General features: G+C 59.4%; 22 protein-coding genes and 1 pseudogene. 15 read left to right on the plus strand and 8 right to left on the minus strand.

Features of this window, described 5'->3' with window-relative positions:
* Nucleotides 1-619 precede the first annotated feature (619 nt).
* The gene (locus L0U84_RS44205) at nt 620-1333 is read right to left on the minus strand and encodes a thiamine pyrophosphate-dependent enzyme (protein WP_442793990.1); all 714 of its coding nucleotides are present in this window, start codon (nt 1331-1333) and stop codon (nt 620-622) included.
* Between the two features lie 371 nt (nt 1334-1704).
* Between L0U84_RS44205 and L0U84_RS44000 the strand changes: the two genes are divergently transcribed.
* From L0U84_RS44000 to L0U84_RS10260, 6 genes are all read left to right on the plus strand, one after another.
* Nucleotides 1705-1965, plus strand: a complete 261-nt coding sequence (locus tag L0U84_RS44000) for a CsbD family protein (protein ID WP_326491188.1) — start codon at nt 1705-1707, stop codon at nt 1963-1965.
* Nucleotides 1859-2359 carry a hypothetical protein gene (locus L0U84_RS10240; protein ID WP_233852082.1) on the plus strand — a complete coding sequence of 167 codons (501 nt, stop codon included), beginning with the start codon at nt 1859-1861 and terminating at the stop codon, nt 2357-2359. Before L0U84_RS44000 ends, L0U84_RS10240 begins: the two co-directional genes overlap by 107 nt.
* Entirely contained in the window at nt 2356-2610 is a 255-nt protein-coding gene (locus L0U84_RS10245; protein ID WP_233849642.1) for a hypothetical protein, read from the plus strand. Before L0U84_RS10240 ends, L0U84_RS10245 begins: the two co-directional genes overlap by 4 nt.
* A 28-nt stretch (nt 2611-2638) precedes the next feature.
* Nucleotides 2639-3727 (plus strand): glycosyltransferase family 4 protein, encoded by a 1089-nt coding sequence (locus L0U84_RS10250; RefSeq protein ID WP_233849643.1) that lies wholly within the window; start codon nt 2639-2641, stop codon nt 3725-3727.
* Nucleotides 3728-4252: 525 nt separating this feature from the next.
* A complete protein-coding gene (locus L0U84_RS10255) occupies nt 4253-4705 on the plus strand; it encodes a hypothetical protein (RefSeq protein WP_233849644.1) in 453 nt (150 codons plus the stop codon).
* Nucleotides 4706-4888: 183 nt separating this feature from the next.
* Complete coding sequence (locus tag L0U84_RS10260) at nt 4889-5362, plus strand: PRC-barrel domain-containing protein (RefSeq protein WP_233849645.1); 474 nt, start codon at nt 4889-4891, stop codon at nt 5360-5362.
* A 361-nt stretch (nt 5363-5723) separates the two neighbouring features.
* Here the strand turns inward: L0U84_RS10260 and L0U84_RS10265 are convergent, their stop codons facing one another.
* A complete protein-coding gene (locus tag L0U84_RS10265) occupies nt 5724-6050 on the minus strand; it encodes a hypothetical protein (protein ID WP_233849647.1) in 327 nt (108 codons plus the stop codon).
* A gap of 791 nt (nt 6051-6841) precedes the next feature.
* Here L0U84_RS10265 and L0U84_RS10270 point away from each other — a divergent pair.
* Together L0U84_RS10270 and L0U84_RS10275 are read left to right on the plus strand one after the other, a co-directional pair.
* Nucleotides 6842-7069, plus strand: coding sequence for a hypothetical protein (locus L0U84_RS10270; RefSeq protein ID WP_233849649.1), 228 nt, complete (start codon nt 6842-6844; stop codon nt 7067-7069).
* A gap of 598 nt (nt 7070-7667) precedes the next feature.
* Nucleotides 7668-9497, plus strand: coding sequence for an ABC transporter ATP-binding protein (locus L0U84_RS10275; RefSeq protein ID WP_233849651.1), 1830 nt, complete (start codon nt 7668-7670; stop codon nt 9495-9497).
* Between the two features lie 496 nt (nt 9498-9993).
* Here L0U84_RS10275 and L0U84_RS10280 read toward each other — a convergent pair whose 3' ends face one another.
* Both L0U84_RS10280 and L0U84_RS10285 read right to left on the minus strand, forming a co-directional pair.
* Complete coding sequence (locus tag L0U84_RS10280; protein WP_233849653.1) at nt 9994-10299, minus strand: hypothetical protein; 306 nt, start codon at nt 10297-10299, stop codon at nt 9994-9996.
* A gap of 237 nt (nt 10300-10536) precedes the next feature.
* Nucleotides 10537-10917, minus strand: coding sequence for a response regulator (locus tag L0U84_RS10285; RefSeq protein WP_233849655.1), 381 nt, complete (start codon nt 10915-10917; stop codon nt 10537-10539).
* Between the two features lie 127 nt (nt 10918-11044).
* On the opposite strand from L0U84_RS10285, the gene L0U84_RS10290 reads away from it, so the two are divergent.
* Nucleotides 11045-12166 carry a sensor histidine kinase gene (locus L0U84_RS10290; RefSeq protein WP_233849656.1) on the plus strand — a complete coding sequence of 374 codons (1122 nt, stop codon included), beginning with the start codon at nt 11045-11047 and terminating at the stop codon, nt 12164-12166.
* Nucleotides 12167-12570: 404 nt separating this feature from the next.
* Here the strand turns inward: L0U84_RS10290 and L0U84_RS10295 are convergent, their stop codons facing one another.
* The 3 genes from L0U84_RS10295 to L0U84_RS10305 all read right to left on the minus strand — a co-directional run bounded on the left by L0U84_RS10295 (nt 12571) and on the right by L0U84_RS10305 (nt 14725).
* Complete coding sequence (locus L0U84_RS10295) at nt 12571-13083, minus strand: hypothetical protein (RefSeq protein WP_233849657.1); 513 nt, start codon at nt 13081-13083, stop codon at nt 12571-12573.
* 33 nt (nt 13084-13116) lie between these two features.
* Nucleotides 13117-13626 (minus strand): hypothetical protein, encoded by a 510-nt coding sequence (locus tag L0U84_RS10300; protein ID WP_233849658.1) that lies wholly within the window; start codon nt 13624-13626, stop codon nt 13117-13119.
* 232 nt (nt 13627-13858) lie between these two features.
* Nucleotides 13859-14725, minus strand: a complete 867-nt coding sequence (locus L0U84_RS10305; RefSeq protein WP_233849659.1) for a glucose 1-dehydrogenase — start codon at nt 14723-14725, stop codon at nt 13859-13861.
* 351 nt (nt 14726-15076) lie between these two features.
* Here L0U84_RS10305 and L0U84_RS10310 point away from each other — a divergent pair, with 351 nt between their 5' ends.
* The 6 genes and pseudogenes from L0U84_RS10310 to L0U84_RS10335 all read left to right on the plus strand — a co-directional run bounded on the left by L0U84_RS10310 (nt 15077) and on the right by L0U84_RS10335 (nt 18426).
* Nucleotides 15077-15340 (plus strand): hypothetical protein, encoded by a 264-nt coding sequence (locus L0U84_RS10310; protein WP_233849660.1) that lies wholly within the window; start codon nt 15077-15079, stop codon nt 15338-15340.
* Nucleotides 15341-15656: 316 nt separating this feature from the next.
* On the plus strand, nt 15657-15926 hold the full coding sequence (locus L0U84_RS10315) for a DUF1488 family protein (RefSeq protein WP_233849661.1): 270 nt from the start codon (nt 15657-15659) through the stop codon (nt 15924-15926).
* Nucleotides 15927-16126: 200 nt separating this feature from the next.
* Nucleotides 16127-16255 (plus strand): annotated as a pseudogene (locus L0U84_RS44210) (SET domain-containing protein-lysine N-methyltransferase); the annotation flags it as partial.
* 617 nt (nt 16256-16872) lie between these two features.
* Entirely contained in the window at nt 16873-17127 is a 255-nt protein-coding gene (locus L0U84_RS10325; RefSeq protein WP_233849664.1) for a hypothetical protein, read from the plus strand.
* Between the two features lie 97 nt (nt 17128-17224).
* Entirely contained in the window at nt 17225-17821 is a 597-nt protein-coding gene (locus L0U84_RS10330) for a ParB/Srx family N-terminal domain-containing protein (protein WP_233849666.1), read from the plus strand.
* A gap of 104 nt (nt 17822-17925) precedes the next feature.
* The gene (locus L0U84_RS10335) at nt 17926-18426 is read left to right on the plus strand and encodes a DUF421 domain-containing protein (RefSeq protein WP_233849667.1); all 501 of its coding nucleotides are present in this window, start codon (nt 17926-17928) and stop codon (nt 18424-18426) included.
* Nucleotides 18427-18503: 77 nt separating this feature from the next.
* Here L0U84_RS10335 and L0U84_RS43800 read toward each other — a convergent pair whose 3' ends face one another.
* Complete coding sequence (locus tag L0U84_RS43800; RefSeq protein WP_267939542.1) at nt 18504-18632, minus strand: hypothetical protein; 129 nt, start codon at nt 18630-18632, stop codon at nt 18504-18506.
* Nucleotides 18633-18827 lie beyond the last annotated feature (195 nt).

Genomic DNA, 18827 nt, shown 5'->3' on the forward strand with positions numbered 1-18827 from the left:
GAGAGGTGGTCGCAGCAAAGGCAAGTTCAAATCCGACGCGCGATCTCCAACCCTTTGTGCGTTTCCTTGAGCGATGTTCGCGCCCCGTCACATATTCCAGTCCCAAAGGTTGCCCAACCGCCGGGGACGATGACGTGTTGTCCGAAAAGAGAGAATGTAGAGTCCGTTGTGCGACAGATCCCGCAGTGTCGCGAGCTACCAATGCGAACGGAAATCGTCGTACCGGCTTTCGACTATCGAGCCACAGTGTCCGCACGGACAGGTAACGTGAGTCATTGCGCGCAACGCCATGATGGAAGCTTGCATTGTTGCTGGCGGACACTGCCACGTGGCCCGGAAGCCCATGCGCGAATGGAAGGAGATCCGCGCGCATTTGCTCAAAGTGAGCCAGCTCCAACGCGCATCCTCCATAAAAATGGCGGCGGCTTCTGGGGCTCACCGTTGCGGGGCCCCTAAGACAATCATCTCACGCGTCACCGAGGATGAAATCTGACAACCCGCAGTCAGTTGCAGCTGCATGGCTCACCGTCCAGACGTTACGGAGGACCCTGCCGCGATTCCGCACACCTCACGCACTTGACCGCTCAGATGGTCGGACAGTTCAATCATGCCCTCCTGCTCATCGTTTTGCCCCTGCGCCCCAAAGCGGAGGCCGCCTGCCATACGGGTACGGCAATCCTGCGATGGTCCCGGCTATTACGCGCCGATGCCCCACATTGGCGTGGGTGTGGGAGGCGGCGAGGTCGGAAGTGGGCGTGGGGGCAGGTGCGTGCGCGCCGCCCCCGCACGGACTCGAACACCAACGTCGACCCTCACTACCGGCGCCAATCTCGGCGCGGAATGGTTCAGGGTTCGCGGCACGATAGTCGAGACGAGCTGCAGAGCGCCACCACCCTTCTGCGGCAAAGGCTTGGCATTCGGTCGGGCGTGGTGATCGGCTCCATGGGATCGACGCGCAGTTCGCAGCTATAAGGCGGATTGCCGAGTTCCCTCTGCTCAAAAACAACACTTCGGCCAGCATGTCGTTGTGCAGCACAACGACTTTCACGGGAAGCCGGATCCTGACCGCGGTCGAAGGCTCCGCCATCAGCATTGCGAGACTCCCGTCCCCGACGATTGACACAACCTGGCAGGGGTTCGCGAACTGCGTCGCGATCGCGAATGGGAGGCCACGGCCATGCCGACGCGCGTTGATAACACACTCACAAAAAATTGCGGGCATTCCGACCGGCGAGGGGTCTCTGTAACTGGCCGTGGTCCTCGATGTGTTCAGTCGCCGCATTGAGGGCTGAGCGATGGCAAGCCAGCTGTACACCCATAAGGAGCTCGACATTTAGCAAGGTGGTTGTGTCAAAAATTGATGTCTTCCGCATTAGGCAGCGGGAGAGTAGCACCAACATCAGGATCATGAGAGCGGAGCCGGAAGAACTACTTGCGCAATTGTCGCGCACGAAGGCACCTCAGAAGACAACACACAGGTGGCTTGAATAGTTCTTTGATATCCCGGTGGGCGGACACCGCCAACTGATCACGTCCATCTCGTCGGGTCCGACACTTGCTCGGGGATTCGTCACAGGCCAGACCGGTCGCCGTGTGGTTGTCGCCAACCGCGTCGGTCCCGTACATGCTGCGTATGTCACGAAATTTGGCGGCGTATCACCAACCGTGCTCAACCTCAGGGGGTGGCAAATGGAAACGATCAGAATGGAAGTCATACTTCGCGAAGCTGCAGGGAACCTGAAGGACGCGATCGGCTCGGTCGCTGGCGACGTGGGAATGCAGCTTGACGGCAAGTCGAACGAGTTACGCGGCAAGGCACAGCAGCTTTGCGCAGACGCGACGGATCGCGCGCGACTCAATGTCCTCACGCCCGCTTGCGATGCTGGCAGGTGCAGCTGCAATCGGTTTCGTGATCGGCGCGCTGCCGGCATTGACCCGTCAGCACCGCTCCTGTGCAAGGATTGACGGCGCGGTACGAAAGCTTATGTCGATTCAATCCAAAGCGAACGGGTGGGCCGCCGTGAGCCGGTTCTTCAGGGATCGGATAACGGACTATGGCGAACTCATGTTCATCAAACCGGCGAAGGCGCGCGTACAGCTCGCGCGGCGAAGTGATTGCACTCGTCCCGCTCGCGGTCGCGGGCCCGTTCACCCTGGCGTTCTTCTGCATCGCGACTATTGCGTCGGCATTGAACACACCGTACTTCCTGCGGGTGTCACGGGCGGTCGCGGGCGCGTGGCTCCTCCTGTGCGTCGTTTCCTTCATCGCAGTTCGTTCGAAAAGCCGGCCCGTTCTTTCAGCGTGCTTTTGGACGAAATCCACCAGGAACTGCATACAGTCAAGGAAAGCTTGAAATGACGTCACGATCAGTGCTGGCCGCAGCTGAATCCGCGGTGTTGGAACGGATGGCCGTATCGCGCGCGAACCTCGTTACCGCGCGCGTTACAGCGCACCTGCAGCAGACCGGCGGCAAGCCGACCGTCACACTACTCGCGGCCCTGCTTGTCGGATCGTTGGTGATGGGTCCTCGAAAGATCGTGGGCGTTGTTGTGCGCAATGCGTTCGTCGCGTGGATCGCGAAAACGGTCCGACGCATCGCAGGAACATAGGCGCCACCGGCGTAAATGGAGTTGTCTAATGCGTATCGCGCAGATCTCCCCCTTGGCAGAGGCGGTGCCCCCAGCGCTTTATGGCGGAACGGAACGGGTAGTCTCATATCTCACGGAGGCGCTTGTCGATCTCGGCCATGACGTCACGCTGTTCGCGAGCGGCGACTCGCAGACGCGCGCGCACCTCGCGGCGGCATGGCCGCGCTCGCTACGTCTCGACCAGTCTGTTTGCGATCCGCTCGCGCCGCACCTCGCGATGCTTGAACATGTCCGTCGCCGGGCACACGAGTTCGATGTCCTGCATTTCCATCTGAGCTATCTGCCGTTTCCTGTCTTCTCCCAGGTTGGCACTCCCTTTGTGACCACACTGCACGGCCGCCTCGACTTACCCGAACTGAGGCCTGTGTTCGAGCTTTTTTCTCGGGCGCCGGTGGTGTCAATCTCGGATTCGCAAAGGGCTCCTCTTCCTGCGGCGAACTGGGTCGATACCGTCTACCACGGCGTGCCAGCGGATCTGCTGACCCCGCAGCCGCATGTACAGCCGACCTACCTCGCCTTCCTTGGCCGGATCTCCCCTGAAAAACGCGTCGATCTCGCTGTTCAAATCGCTGCCCGCGCTAATTTGCCCCTCAAGATCGCGGCGAAAGTGGACAAGGCGGATGAAGCCTATTTCCGCAACGTTATCGAGCCGCTGCTGGCGCAGCCACATGTCGACTTCCTTGGGGAGATCAACGAGGCCGAGAAACCCCGATTCCTGTCGGGTGCCGTTGCCCTGCTGTTTCCGATTGACTGGCCCGAACCGTTCGGTCTGGCGATGATCGAAGCGATGGCGTGTGGCACGCCGGTTATCGCGTTCAGGCGCGGTTCTGTGCCCGAAGTGATCGAGCACGGCGTGACGGGCTACATAGCCGACGATGTCGACGGGGCTGCGGACGCCGTGGCTCAACTCGCCATTCTTTCGCGTACAGAGGTGCGTGCCCAGTTCGAAAGTCGCTTCACATCCAGGACGATGGCATTGCGCTATCTTGACGTCTATGCCGGGTTGACTGCAGCAAGTCGTCCGCTGCTACGGGCAGTCGCGGGCAGCGGTGGCCACGACGGGACGTTCGATCCATGACACTAAGCCGAGAACCAAAAGGTTGGAGGGGTCCGACTGGAAGAAGGCCTTCAGCCGTTCCTCGCGGCCGATATGACGCAGTTGCTCGCTTACTCCGCGGAAAGATGTACCTTGGAGCTGCACCTGATGTTGAGCGTGGGCTTTTTCACCGGAGCGCGGTTGGGCACGGTTATTACGCTGACAGTGACCGGTTTGTACGCGGCCCGCGAAAGCCCCTTGCTTCCCGGAGCTCTCTTACCGGGCAGACCGGGCGGCGCTCCATCAAGCGCTTCCTTCCCCGGCGGCGGGGCCATTTCGCAAAGGATGTTTGTCTCGGCTTTTGGCGCAACCGGTACTCCTGTAGCGGCGTGAGGTCTCTGACACAACACGCCAATGCCACACCGGCGAATAAGGGATCCACGCACGCGGCGATATGGGCGAAGACGGTATATGGACTGGAAGTCACGCTGCTAGCGCGGTCGTCTGGCCAGGTATAGCCCTTGCACACTTGAGTGCGTATCAGCTGATGACCTATGGAGGAAACGCATGCCACAAGTCATCGTTGCGCTGTTCGGCTCATATCATGACGGCGATGAGGCGCTTCGCGCGCTGCGGGCATTCGGGTTAAGCCTGGACCATGGACATTTATACCGGAGCGGAAAACGCACCCCGGCGACGCCTGTCTCTGTCAACACTCCAGAGCTGGACTGGCGTCTCCACGAGTTCGCGGAGTATGCCGCGCATGGAGAGCGTCCCGGCGCAGGCGCGAACCGATACAACCCGGAGACGGCAGATTTGGACCTCAGCGCCGACACTGCTGCTCCCGTGAGCGTCGACACAATCTCGCGTACGCTTCTAGTGATTGAGGACACGACTGGCCTGAGACCTGCCGCCGTTTGCGAGGTGCTTTATGACTACGGCGCACTTGCAGTAAAGGACGCGGCCGGCCACTGGCGCTTTTCACCCAACCGGAAGGTCTGCCGCAGCCAGGAATCGTGATTTGATTCGCGACCGCCAGTTTTCTGACGCCGTGATTGCTGGTGCGGCTGACCGAGCGACTGAGGCGAACCATGGTGATGCACATAGCCATTGCAGAGTCGCACCGGTCGCCCCCTTGCTCATCCGCCCCAACCTGGAATGCCGCTTGCGCGTTCCAGAAGCACCATTTCAAGGAGGTGAATCATGGGCTCAATCAACCCGCAAGGTGGCACCCAAGGCGGGGCCAATATTGTAGGCGGTGGCATCGGCGAAGGCCCGGGGCCGGACATCATGGGCGCAGCAACCCTGGACGGAACCAAGGTGATGTCTGCCGACGGCGAACATGTGGGGAAAATTTCAGACATCATGCTGGACGTCCGAAGCGGACGCATTGCCTACGCAGTGCTGGCGGAGGGAGGATTCCTCGGAATGGGGGCCAATCTGCACGCCATCCCATGGAGTGCACTGACGCTCGACACGGACGAAAAATGCTTCCTGGTCGACATTACCGCCCAGCGCCTCAAGGACGACCCCGGTTTTGACAAGGACCACTGGCCCGTCATGGCGGACGCAAAGTGGGGAACGTCGATGCATACCTACTACAACCGGGACCCGTACTGGTCGGCCGCCCACGAAGTGCTCGAAAACGACCCGAGCATCAGGCCGAGCGAGCACTAAAAAACAGAACGGCTGAGCCGCGCCATGCCGACAGCTAATCTGTCGCTCTGGTGCCTACGCCACCGCGCCCCACTGCGGTGGCGTGCCCGCCTCGCTTCAGCAATTTGGCGCGCCAATACGGGCTCATTAAAGGCTTTGTCCAAGAAGTATCGGATCTGCCGCGATCTGCTGGGCAAGACGGGATACCGAGCCATGGTTGCTGCGCCATCGCCGGCATGGCTGCCCGTGAACATAATGGCTACATTCCTGCTCGTCGTTTAACCTCTGCTGTCGTAGTTGCCATGACCATATTATCAAGCGAGCCGCCACTTATGACTGCACGGGTCCGCATGTTCCGAAGGCCCCTTCGCTAAAATCGTCCTTAGCGATTGCCGATCTTGCGCAGCTTCTGAATTGCGTTTTCGAAAAAGCCTCGGCAATAGAGGGCCGCCAGATAAAGGATCGGCAGTCCAACCGTGGCGGCAAGCAATACGGCCGCCACCCTCACAAACGCACTGGTCGACCAGCTTTCGTACTCAGCGACGCTAATCGCAACGAACAAGGCCGCACTGAACACGGCGGCGTGAAACATGTACACGAATGTCAGCCGTCGCCTTTCCCAATCGACAATTGTCCGGCCGAAAAAGGTGCGCACCGTTCGACCCAGGGAGAAAACGATCGCCGGCACCCCGACAATAAAGAAAGTCATTGCGGGAATCTGCGAGTGAGCCATATACCTTTCTCAATGAGAGTTCCGTGTAACAACTACGAATCCCCGTCCCTCAGCCGAGCCGACTCGCGCGGTTCGCAAAGAGGTCCGCACCTTCTTTGTCGCACTACCTACACCGCGCACCTACATCGCCCCGCTTCTCGCACTTCGCGATGTCACCGGCCCGGATCAGCTTTTGTCTCCAACGCGACGCATCTCGCCTTTTTCCTCATTTCACGATTTGAAATCACCGGTTTGGTTGAACGCAGCTTGCATGTTCCCAAACCACTCCCGTACGCGGCAGCGCCCATCTCGTCCTATACTCGCACTGCGGCGGATACTCAGTTCGTCCGCTCGCGTTGGGTCCATTGGTCGTCCTCATCGACCGACCGCTCGACGCATTATACGTTTCTCAAACTGCCGCTGACGCTCGACGCGAGAATCGCGATGGTCACGCCACGTGTAACGAGGCCGAACACAGCGAAGGCCAAATTGCCCCACATCCGTGCCGGCACGCGTGATCGGCGCGGTTTCTGTACGGCTGATGGCAATCGTCGAGCCGGACCTGTCGTTGTCAAAGGTGGATCTCGACCGTGCTTTCAACGTCTGCCCCACAAGGCAGATTCCGCGCGACCGACTCGCGCGCACAAGTGGGATCTACCCATTTGCGTTTACTGACTCGAGCTCCCTACTTCTTTAGGGTTGCGGCGACGGCCGCATTTTGGTCCAGCGCTCCCCCCAACATGCGCCGAGCGGTGCGTTTTTCCGGACAACTTGTATGGAGACACATGATGTATGAAGCGCAGCTCAGCAATCTGACAGCACGACTCGCCAACGCCGCTCGTGATACCGCAGGGATGCCAGAGGAAACCCGGCAAGCATGGTTAGCCGCGATTGAAGGCGAAATCGATGCGTTGCGCACAGAGATCGAACGAAACCAGAACGTGGTGCCGGCAAACCGTTTCCAGCTTCTTCGACAACTGGAGGACGCGAGAGCGATCGCAACCGGTCTACTCTAGACTATGGATCGCCTTTCTCGCGGAAGGTCGATCCTTTGCTCGAAGTCAGTCTCAGACCATTTTTTAAGTCCGTTCCACGTGTCGTTGCTTCGTAAACACTCGAGTGTCAGTGACCTGCGTATCTGGCGATTCCTGTTTCAATCGGCGGATCCAACCCCGGGATTGGGAGCGGCTTTTGTAGCTTCATTAAAGCTGCTGCACGGTCGTTGCGAGTTTCTATTCGGCGGAGCTTGCACCGACCGGCGATACAGTCAACGTCATGGCTCCGGCGAGCCATCGAGACCTCAATGTCACAGCTGGCGACCGCCAGCAACGCGGGCTCGACGCTAGTGAATATCCATCATTGCTACTCGCGCGTCCGTCGGCAACGCAGTGTCACTGCCAGACACGGTCGATCGAGCCCATCCCGATACCAAAGTTACGGACATGCAGTGAGCCGCCCGGGCAACATGAAATGACAGGTTGCCGGCGTGCCCCGTGGCACGGCGGTTGCGCCGATCTATCTCGGGAGCGAACCATCCCATCCTGTTCGTGGCAGCCGATTGCAGCTGTCGTCCGCCACCAGGTTATCGCTCCGTCGCTTCCACGGAGCCAAGCAATGCAACTCGCAGACGATGCTGACCATAGCCGCGCTGGACGTGTGCGCCGTCGTCGGCGCTCACGTGAAATCTCGAGATACGCGGGCAGGCCGATCCGCCTGCTCTGGCGGTATGTTGGCCGTCGCAGGTTCGCGCATGTCGTAGTGCTTTCGAGCGTCCTGATCGCCGTGGGGTGCGCGCTGGGATCGCAATACGGCATCAAGAACCTTATCGATGCACTGCCTGCCGGACGTGCGCATCCGCAGACCGTGATTCGCGCTTTCACGATTCTGGTCATACTGATTCTGGCTGACAACCTGTTCTGGCGAATCGGAGGCTGGATCGCCGCGCGCGCATTCGTCGGAGTAACGGGCGATATCCGCAACGAGATGTTCGCCTATCTGTCGGCGCACGCTCCGGTATTCTTCGCGGACAAGCAGCCTGGTGTGCTGTCCAGCCGGGTGTCGGCCATGGCGAACGCCGTCTATACCGTGGAGAACACAGTCGCGTGGACCGCACTGCCGCCGTGTCTGACCGTGGCGGGGGCCATCGCCATGGTCGCCGTTGTCAGCGTGCCGATGAGCCTCGCGCTTGTTACAGTCTCCGTCGGACTCGCGTTGTGGCTCTTCCGGCTTGCGAACAAGGGAACGGCGCGCCACCAGGCATTCGCCGCGCGTGCGGCATCGGTGGATGGCGAGCTCGTGGACGTGATCGGCAACATGGGTCTCGTGCGCGCCTTTTCCGCGGCGCCGCTGGAGTATCAAAGGCTCGACGCACGCCTGCACGCAGAGAATGCGGCCCGCACGCAAAGCCTGCTGTACCTCGAAAAGCTGCGGCTGCTGCACTCCGCTACCACCGCGCTCTTCTCCGCAGGACTTTTGGGGTGGACACTGTGGCTGTGGAACGAGGGACGTGCAACCACCGGTGAGGTCGTGCTCGTTAGCTCGCTCGGTTTTGCAATCCTCCACGGCACCCGGGATCTGGCCGTAGCGCTTGTCGACCTCACGCAGCATATTGCGCGTCTGGGCGAGGCGACGCAGACTCTGCTTGTCCCGCATGAGATGGCAGAGCGCGGAGATACGCAGCCTCTGCAGATCGAACGGGCTACCGTGGACTTTGACAACGTGTCCTTCGCTTATGCCGGCCGACGGCCCGTGCTCAGCGAATTTAACCTGCACATTCGCGCTGGCGAACGGGTGGGTCTGATCGGTCCTTCCGGCGCCGGCAAATCGACCATCTTCGCTTTGATCCAGCACTTTTACGAACCGCAGACAGGCAGCGTGCGGATTTCGGGGCAGGACATCTCGCGTGCGACGCTGCATAGCCTGCAAGCGGCAATTTCAATCGTGCCGCAGGACGCTTCCCTGTTTCATCGATCCCTGCTGGATAACATTCGCTATGGTGTCCCCGACGCGTCGGAAGCCGATGTTCGCCGCTCGTGCGAGGACGCAAACTGCGTGGACTTCCTCGCCGCCATGCCCGGGGGCCTCGACACCGTTGCCGGTGACCGCGGCGCAAGGTTGTCGGGCGGTCAACGCCAGAGAATCGCCATCGCTCGCGCTCTTCTCAAGGACTCGCCTATCCTTCTGCTCGACGAAGCCACCTCAGCGCTCGACACGGTTTCAGAACTCGCGATCCAATCAGCCCTTGAGCGGTTGATGCAGAACCGCACTGTCATCGCCATCGCCCACCGCCTCTCCACCCTCCAGACCTTCGATCGCATCGTCGTGATCAATCGAGGGCGTGTCGTTCAGGACGGCTCGCCGACGGAACTGGCGGCCGTCCCAGGGATCTATCGCGAGACTCTTGCGCGACAGCGCCGGCGATTCGCCTGCCCAGAGACTTCCTGACGCGAGAGCGACTCGTCATACAGCATTCATTCTGGCTTCCGGAACCGCGCGCACGATCAACGATTTGTTTAAGACTGACGTCGCACGCGGGACGCGTCTTGTTCGATGGTGACAGCCGCGATCACCACCCGCGCCAGCGTCCTCGCCTACGATGCGACATGCCTTTGCGACCGCGCGCCCCATCCATCGTACGACCATTGCGACAGACAGGCGGACGTTGGTGCGCGCTTATGAAGACCGGTAGTGACGGCGCGATGATCACTCTGCATCCGTGGCAACGATGCTCTGACTATTGCGCGTACATTCAACAAGTCGGTCTCGCAGTGAGCTCGCTATGGCTCCCGTTATGCTCCCTTGATCCTGCTCGTCGGGACCGTTTCGGACGATCGCCATTTGCCCGTTTGTCGGGCCCGGCGAAGCCGTCGCTTCTCATTTGGCCTTGATTGCTAGGTCCCTCTTAGATGGCGTTGTCCACCCGGAGCGAAGCAGAACCTTTTCAGGCTGATTTCGATACGGAATCGCGGCTGTCTTCGTCCACTCCCTCGGGTCGAAAACCGCGTATAGCGGACGCCGCACCCTGATTCCCCCGTCGCTCGACGTCCTGCGCGAGGAGCTCCCGGAAAACGCCCAACCCTAGCACGCCATGCAACTGTCGGAACTGCTCAAGCACCTCTGCGATAGCATGGTTCAACGTCTCCGGTTTGCGCGTACTGGCGATATGTGAGCTACCCCTTACCAGTTCCAACATGTATGTCACACGGCCCAGCGCCATCGCGGCGCCGGAGATCGCTTTCTTCGCCATTCCAGCTCTCCTGTTCTGTTTTCAATGGATCCCTCCCTGGGGTGCAACGTGCCGTCAGTGGACCCAGGTTTTCGTACGATTGCGCGCAAGAACATTGCCCGGTAACAACGGCCACTTATACCGACCGACGCTGGCACTTACAGAATGCGTGGATCGGCCCTGTATGCGTGGTCGAACGCGCCACGCAAGCAGCCCCTCAACGCCGCTGCCGATTTCTTTTTCATAGGACGCCCGGTCTCAAATGGTTGGACGGGACGCGATTGCGGCCAGAATGACCGGCAATCGGGCCGGCTTTACAAAATGATGATCGAAACCGGCCTTGAACGATTCGGCCTTTTCTGCGGGCGCACGCAGTGCGGTCACCGCCAGCAGAAACGGGCGGGGGATGTAACCCATGCGCCGGATTTCTCTCGCCACCGCGTGTCCGTCCACGCGGGGCATCTGGATATCGAGTATCACCACGTCAGGTCGCCAGGCATAGTACGCGGCAAGCGCGCCTGCACCATCCACCGCCGTCTGGACGGTGTAGCCGTAGGCTTCGAAGAACAACACGTAGGCTTCGACCAGATCCGCGTCGTCGTCCGCGATGAGTAAGCGCTCCGCTTTCGCAGTGGACATAGATTCCTCTAGGTTGCCCCTAATGTCGCGCAATTTAGGGACCCGATAGAATCAAGGCGGATAGTTTCAGCTAATATAAATTCAGCGAATACTCCATACGGATTTTTTCCCTTCTTCGAGGGCGAACATGCGATTGGCTGACTTCATCCTCCGCGACATGGAAACGATTGTGGCGCAATGGGAGGCGTTTGCCGCCACCCTGTTGCCGGCAGCCGCAAACATGCAATCGCTGGCGCTGCGAGACCATGCGCAACAGATTCTCCAAGCCGTAGCGAAGGATCTGTCGACGACCCAAACCAGGGACGCGCAAATCGAAAAGTCAATGGGCCGTGCCCCCGTACGGGTCGGAACTCCAGCGACAGCCGCGCAGACGCACGCGCTTTTGCGGGCGCGTGGCGGGTTCGACATCAACCAGTTGGCTGCGGAGTACCGTGCGCTGCGAGCGAGCGTTCTGCGCCTCTGGATGGACGACTGTCAGCCCGAAGCCCCACATCCGGATGATGTCATCCGGTTCAACGAGGCCATCGACCAGGCACTTGCGGAATCGGTCGGTCATTTCAGCGCGCAGGTCGACCAGGCTCGGAATCTTTTTCTTGGCATGCTCGGGCACGATATGCGCAGCCCGCTCCAGACCATCCTGATGACGGCCCAATATCTTGCAGCGCTGAACGCCGGGGAGCAGGTATCCGGAGCCGCATCCCGTTTGATCAGAAGCGGCGCTCGCATGCAGGCCCTTCTGGGCGATATGCTTGATTTCAATCGAACCCGGCTGGGTATGGGGATCAATATCGCGCCGACCGATGCCGACCTGGACAAACTGCTTGCCGACGAACTCGACCAGTTGCGGGCAGCGCATCCGGACCGTCGGGTCTATCTGGACGTGGAAGGTGACTGTCGGGGTGTTTGGGACGGCCGTCGTCTGCAGCAGTTGCTCGGCAATCTGGTTTTGAATGCAATCAAGTATGGAGCACCCGACGCGGCGGTGCGGGTGGTGGTGACGGGCGACGCGCGGGATGTTCGTTTCGAGGTCAGAAACTACGGGCCCGCCATTGAGAAAATCACGCTGGATCGGATCTTTGACCCGCTTCAGCGTGGCTTCAATCAGGAACGCTCATATAACGCTGACGGCAGTCTGGGGCTCGGACTGTATATCGCGCGCGAGATCGCCAAGGCCCATGGGGGCGAGATCGAGGCGCGGTCCGACGAGACAGAAACGGTATTCGCTGTGCGCCTGCCGCGCTCTCAGTAGCGCGCATGCACGTGCCTCGCACGGATCGACCGTCGGCGCGCTTTGGGGTGCGCACGCCCGCCCGCGATCACCGATCAGGAGCGTGAGGGCAGTTCATACGGCCGCCGTTCGGGCGCTGGCATTCAAATGGATAAGATCCCCTACCCCTGCTTGCAGACTGGGACACGATACAACGAAAGTGTGTATCCATAACATCGGCACCTACGCCGCCGACATCGCCGAACGATTCAAGCTGCTTGATCTCACGGATGCGGTGCACATCGGTCATTCTATGGGCGGTGACGAGGTGACGCGCTATCCCCTCCGGTAATCCGAGACGTTAGTATGCCTCATCAGGAAGACATTCGAATCTCTGTTCGGTCCGAAATCCCGCTGTGCGGGCAGACGTTCAAAGAGCGCGGCGTTCAGAGGCGACGCCCGGAAGGCAGGCCAAAGGGCATTTCGCGCGTGGGGTTTTGCTTCAACAACTCGCGTTCTAATTTCCGGATCGAACCGAGATAACCCTTGTAGGTCGAATTCTCAAGAAGCCGGAGAACGTAGGAGTTGGTAATCAAGGCAAAGAAGCGAAATCGAAACATCTCGTTGGCAGCGGCTGCAGACAGCATTTTACAATCGACCAAAAGCCCAACCTTTTCAAAAAAACACAGACACAGAAGAATCTCCGCATCTAAGAGTGGTGACGACTCGACGGTACTTAAGGAAAACAGTTCTCCACCGGGTAATAGCTTTGCAAAAACACCGGTAAAGTTGAGAAATCCCTCTTCAAGCAGATTGATTAGTTGTCCTTCTTGAAATTTTCGACTCTCGTGACGCTGCCGATAAACCCAAAAGGCTGAAACAAACGCTCCTATGATTCCCAACGCCTGGAAGCCGTTCGCGATTGCGGACACCACTTCCGCCCAGTTTGGTTGCGTCACGACTCACTCCCTGCGAGACTGCGACTTTAAAGCTTAGGTATAAACCGGAAGAAAGTAGTCGTTCAAGGTCCCTTTGAGCCGCCAATTCCCCGCTGATATTGGCCATATTTGCGAGCGTTCGAACCCGTTGTGGGTGGTGGCGGAAATCGAAGTCAAGTCAAGCAAACGAATCGGAATTCTTTCCTTTGGCGTTCCTAGCCGAACGGCCGCTACCGGAACAAGTTGCCATTCGCATTGCGCGCGGTCGAGAGGCGGTTCCCTTACACCCGCCACATCCAACGGCGTCAAGCTGTCCTTGATCCGGGACCGGATACCGAGCAGGCCGAAAATACGCCGGACCCCAATGCCGAATCTGATCAGCGCGTCGGCCACGCCATCGTCGGTCTCGGCCGTCTTTCGTTGAACCAGATCCTGCCCACGCTGCCCGCGTCGAAATTCTCGAAGGCGTGGCGCGTCAGCCACGACCTGGACAAGGCAAGGAAAATCGCTCGCCAGTAGATCAGCATCGATCCGGTCGATCAGTTCGCGCGAGAAATCGATCACATGTCGCTGTGTGTCGTGCGCGGACAAACACCGCGTACGCCCGGCGAAGAAGGCTTGTAGGATCAGCGCATCGTCGAGGCCATTTATGAATCGGCGCGGATGGACCACGCGGTGAAGATTGCCACGCCTGCTTGTCCCACGCGGGGACCAGAACCAGATGAACAGAACTGCTGACCGGCCTCTGAGGTGTTGACAGTGGCGTAGGCAACACCTCCGTCACCGCCTCACTCATCTAGATAATCGGGGCGCCCCCCGTCACCGCAATCGTCGCGCCCGAGATATAGCTGGCTTCGTCGGAGGCCAGCATCACGTAGGCGGCAGCCAGTTCGGCGGGTTGTCCCGGACGCTTCATCGGCACCTGCTCGCCAAATTTTTCCACCTTCCCAGCCGGCATGGTCGACGGAATCAACGGCGTCCATATCGGCCCTGGCGCGACGCAATTTGCCCGTATGCCCTTCTCTGCCAGCAACTGCGCGAGTCCGCCGGTGAAGTTCTGGATCGCGCCTTTAGTGGTCGCGTAGGCGATCAAGCCGGGATTGGGATGATCCGCATTGATCGACGATGTATTCACGGTCGACGCGCCAGGCTTCATATATTTCACTGCCGCCCGTGTGATCCTGAACATCGCACCGATGTTGGTATCGAAGGTTTTGTCCCATTCTTCATCGCTGATGTCTTCGAGCGACCGATAGCTCATCTGATAGGCCGCATTGTTAACCAGTACGTCGAGCCGCCCGAACGCCTCGACTGCTCGCTCGACGATCTCCTTGCAATGCGGTGGGCTGGTGATGTCGCCACGCAGCAGCACCGCCTTGCGGCCCGCGTCCTCCACCCAGCGCGCCGTTTCGCGCGCGTCGTCATCTTCGCTGAGGTAGGCGATCAACACGTCGGCGCCCTCGCGTGCGAACGCTATGGCGACAGCACGGCCAATTCCGCTGTCGCCACCGGTAATGACGGCGGCTTTGCCGGCAAGACGTCCTGAGCCCTTGTACGACTGCTCGCCATGATCCGGTTGTGGCTTCATCGGTGCGGTTTGCCCGGGCGTCTGGTGCTGCTGCTGATTGGGAAAGGGTGGCGCGGGATATTCCGTGTCGGTCATGAGAATCTCCAACGCACGAATGGACGGACGCGACGCGCGATCGCGCGACGCGCATGACGCAAACGCAGCATCCTTCGAGCCCGAGCGGGCACCGCCCCGAATCTCGTCAGGCACGCGTGCTGCCCGTAGCAGTTTCGATTGACGGAGTCAGGCCCAATTTTGGACCTAATGGTGAAAGCCGCGAGCCGGGAAACGCACCCGCATTCTCAGTAGCAATACGTCCGCCGAGCACGTGAGCACACCGCGTTCCGCGTGCCAGCGGAGGCACTGAAGTTGTAGGCAGAGCTCGGGTATGACGCGTGCTGCGCCATAGATGCGGCGTCGGCGAGCGCCACCGGACCGGAGACGATCATGAAGCGGGTAGCGACGATGTTGAGCGTGGTTTCGCTGGTTGCCAGCACCTGCGCGTTCGCGCAGGCAAACAGCAGCAGCGCCATGCCCACAGTGCAGGGCCAGCAGGATGCGCAGCCCGGCACCGGCAGCCACAGCATGGATCGAGCCGCAGCTGCCGGCAGCAGCAAGCCGGCTAGCGGAACCTTGATGCAACAACGCGAAAAGGGAATGTCACCGGAGGGCGCGTCGGGGACCGACGCGACCGGCAGGATGAAACAATAGAGAGGGGGCACAAATCGCGCGGTAGTTGGGCGACCGCGATGCTGGTCCAGCCAGTATGTTATGCAGCAGCTCATAGTTGACCGGCTTCGAGAGATCGGAATTGAATTCGGCAGAGCGCTTTCTCTCCTTATCGCGCCGTTGCGCTCATCCGGTTAACGCAATCAATGTCATGCGAGAACTGCCTGGCCGCTTCCGGATGCCAGTGAGTCGCTACAGCCCTGCGATCGGACAGAGTTCGGCATGATCCCAGTATTCAGGATGCATCGGCTATGCAACAATCATTTGCGCTTGGCTCCGGACTGTCCGCTCACTTGTCATGGAAATTCTTGAACTCGAACCCCAGGTACTTGACGGCCGCCGCGGCGTGTCCTTCTGCCTTGCACGACCGCATGGCATCGTCGAATGTGTGATCGCGGTCAAGGCACTGCAGGACTACTTCTGGCTCGAACCAAACGCCGACGACGTCCGTATCCTCAAGGCTTTCCGGAACGGCTGTGGGCGCATCCGGGCGATCGCCGAGCGCAAGGCCCTTGCGCATCCAACCGCGCACCTCGAACTGACAGCTGACGATTTCGCGCGACCGTGAACAGATGATGAGGAATTGCGCCACGCTTCTGCAAGCTGGCTTATGGGTCCATCGAATGAGAGTGGTTTGCGCGTCTGACCGTTAGATGCGCGCAATCCTCTTATTAGCTCATTGAATAGGCGCGGCGGCGATATGCTTCGCCGCTGATCGGACATACATCAACAAACTCAGGTTATGGAATGAAGGACAACGCAATGTAACTGCTACGCATCTCGGCACGGCGCTCGCCGGTGCACCACAAGGGGCAGTTCGCATTGCAGTCGCTCGCCGCTGGCGAGCGACTGATCGAATACAAAGGTGACGTCAACACCTGGCGGCGTGCAGCCGCCGTTCGCTCACGCCGCTGCTCGGAAGCGCTCATATTGAGCGTGCCATTCACGCCGTTCGGAAAGAAGCCGCCCTTCATGGCCGCGGAACTGGTCAAATACACGATGTTGAGCACGTTTGCGTAGTTGCGGCTGAACGCAAGCCCATTGCCGTACAGCTCAACCCGAGTCTGTCACGTGTATGCGACGGTTGCACGAATGCGATTCGGCCGATGTCTCGCGGCGCTGAGCGCCGGACGCAGTAGCCGGAGTTTGGCTACACCGGATTGCTGGACCGGCAGGTCAACCTGAGTTCCGACAGGCCTGCCGCCACCGGTCAACTCCGCCGATAACGCGGGATACCCAGTCTCCACGACCCTTCCGCGACTCCGCGCTAGTTGCGACGGCCGCCATATGGACGGATGTATCTCCTCAGCAAGGCCGGCAGCAGTGGACATAGGCTGCCAAAATACCTGTATATTTATACAGTATCGCACACGGAAATCCACATCCATGAACCGACACTTTTTAATTTGGGCTAAGCCATGCGCATGCGCGCACCGAACGCAGAACTTCGAATGCCGGAATTGCGTTCGCCTGGCCGCAGATGTGGACCGAGTGCTTCATCCAGAGGAGACTTCATGATGAGAGCGGACGAATGGGTCAGAGAGGCTGAACGGGAAACGAAGCTTGTCGACGCGCTGTACAAGGCGCGTTTGCTGATTTCGATGCACAACGGTATGACCGTGAGGTGTGACGGCGAGGAATGGCCGCTTGACTTTGGCCAAGAGCTGAAGATGATTGACGCTACGTTGAAGATGGTTGGAGTTGACACCCGGCGCGTCGACTCGGCACCAGGCAGGATTGAGCAGAGGACGAGCGCTAGCGGAAGGTGAAACCTGCAGCGGCGTCAACCTGTAGGAGATGTAAGGCGAAATAGCAACGCCGCAGTCTTGACAGCACGACATCACGGTTGCTCGCAGGGGAGGCAAAATGAAAACGGTGGCCATCAAAGACATTCGTCCAACGCAACTGACCCACGGTCTTCGCGAGATAGTCCAAAAGACGCAGTTTTATGAGTCGCTGTCCGGTCGGGACCTGAAAATGGCCATCGCTGAGAAACCGGTGCCGCTTGTGCTTGGGCCGGGCGGCGTACCGTTCGCAATTGACCATCACCACGTGGCAACTGCTTTGCGGCGCGCGGGAATAAAAGCGGTGCCCGTGGTGCTAGTGGCCGATTTATCGCAGCTGTCGTATCAGGACTTCTGGCTGTCGATGGACAACAATCGCTGGACGTATCCATATAACGCCACAGGGCAGCGGAAGAGTTTTGCGGATATGCCCGAGCATGTATGGGAGCTGGAAGACGATGTATTTCGCAGCCTCGCGGCATCGGTCCGTGACGCTGGTGGCTACGAAAAAACTACCGTCCCGCTCGAAGAATTCAGATGGGCTGACTTCTTCCGTACGTGCCTACCGAATCCAGAAACTGAAGACGATTTTTTGTCCATACAGCGACGGGCGGTTAAGCTCGCAAAGAGCAAAGCGGCAGCGGGACTACCGGGATTCGTAGGCAGCGTGCCAGGCTAAGGGCCGCGGATAGCGTGCATTAGCACAGGTTCAAAGAGGATTCGTTCGAGTCTGTGGCTCGAACATACCTTCGCTAAGCTTACGAAAAAAACAGGAAGGCGACCGTGAATGGACTTATCGAGCTGTTCGGAGAAGGAAAGAACCTCTCTTCTCTTCAGATGGGGGCACGCGCTGCGGCAATTTTCCTTGTCGCGCTTATTTTCATTCGAATTTCCGGGCGCCGCTCATTTGGACAACGCTCACCTTTCGACTATGTTGTTGCTATCCTGCTTGGGGCAACGATGAGTCGCGCAATAGTTGGCGCATCGCCTGTGCTTCCAACGTTCGTTGCATCGCTGGTCATCGTACTCATGCATCGAGCGTTGGGGTGGGTGTGCGTTCGGTCGCACACGATTGAGGTGCTCGTAGGAGGTATCGAGCGCCAGCTATTCCGCGATGGAAGTTTCGATAAGCAACAAATGCTGGCCGCACTGGTCTCGCGAACTGACATTCTCGAAACGGTGCGAAAAGAACTCGGCACTGAGGCACTCGATAAAGTGCAAGCAGCAATTCTCGAGCGTAATGGTGAAATCAGCATTATCCGGAAGCCAACTACTGACCGATGACAGAGCGCCAGAGTTGTCGCCCGTGCTCATGGCTCCGCAGCTATTTCATTCACTGCTTGAAGTCTAACTGAGCGCGGTCATTTCGCCCGAGGCGTTTTGAGTTTCGCATCAGGTTCCTCGAGCTTGCCCGCCCTGATGGCAGTAACGGCGTTCGCAACGGCAAGCGCGACATTCACCACTTCCTTTTGCATATCGTCGCCGTTCAACGACGAGGCACCACCTATTAAGGTCAACGCGTGCGTCGCTATCGCTCACTAAACACCTGTGCCGCCTATAAAGCTGGTTCTGCAGCATCTTTATGTCCGTCGGGCGCGGGGCTTAGCGATGAGGGCCGCCTTTCTGTTCCCCGGCGGCTTGGTGCCCGCATTCCCCCGGTTGTTGGTAGCACACCCAGGCCGGAC

This window comes from Paraburkholderia sp. HD33-4 (assembly GCF_021390635.1).
Lineage (GTDB): Bacteria > Pseudomonadota > Gammaproteobacteria > Burkholderiales > Burkholderiaceae > Paraburkholderia.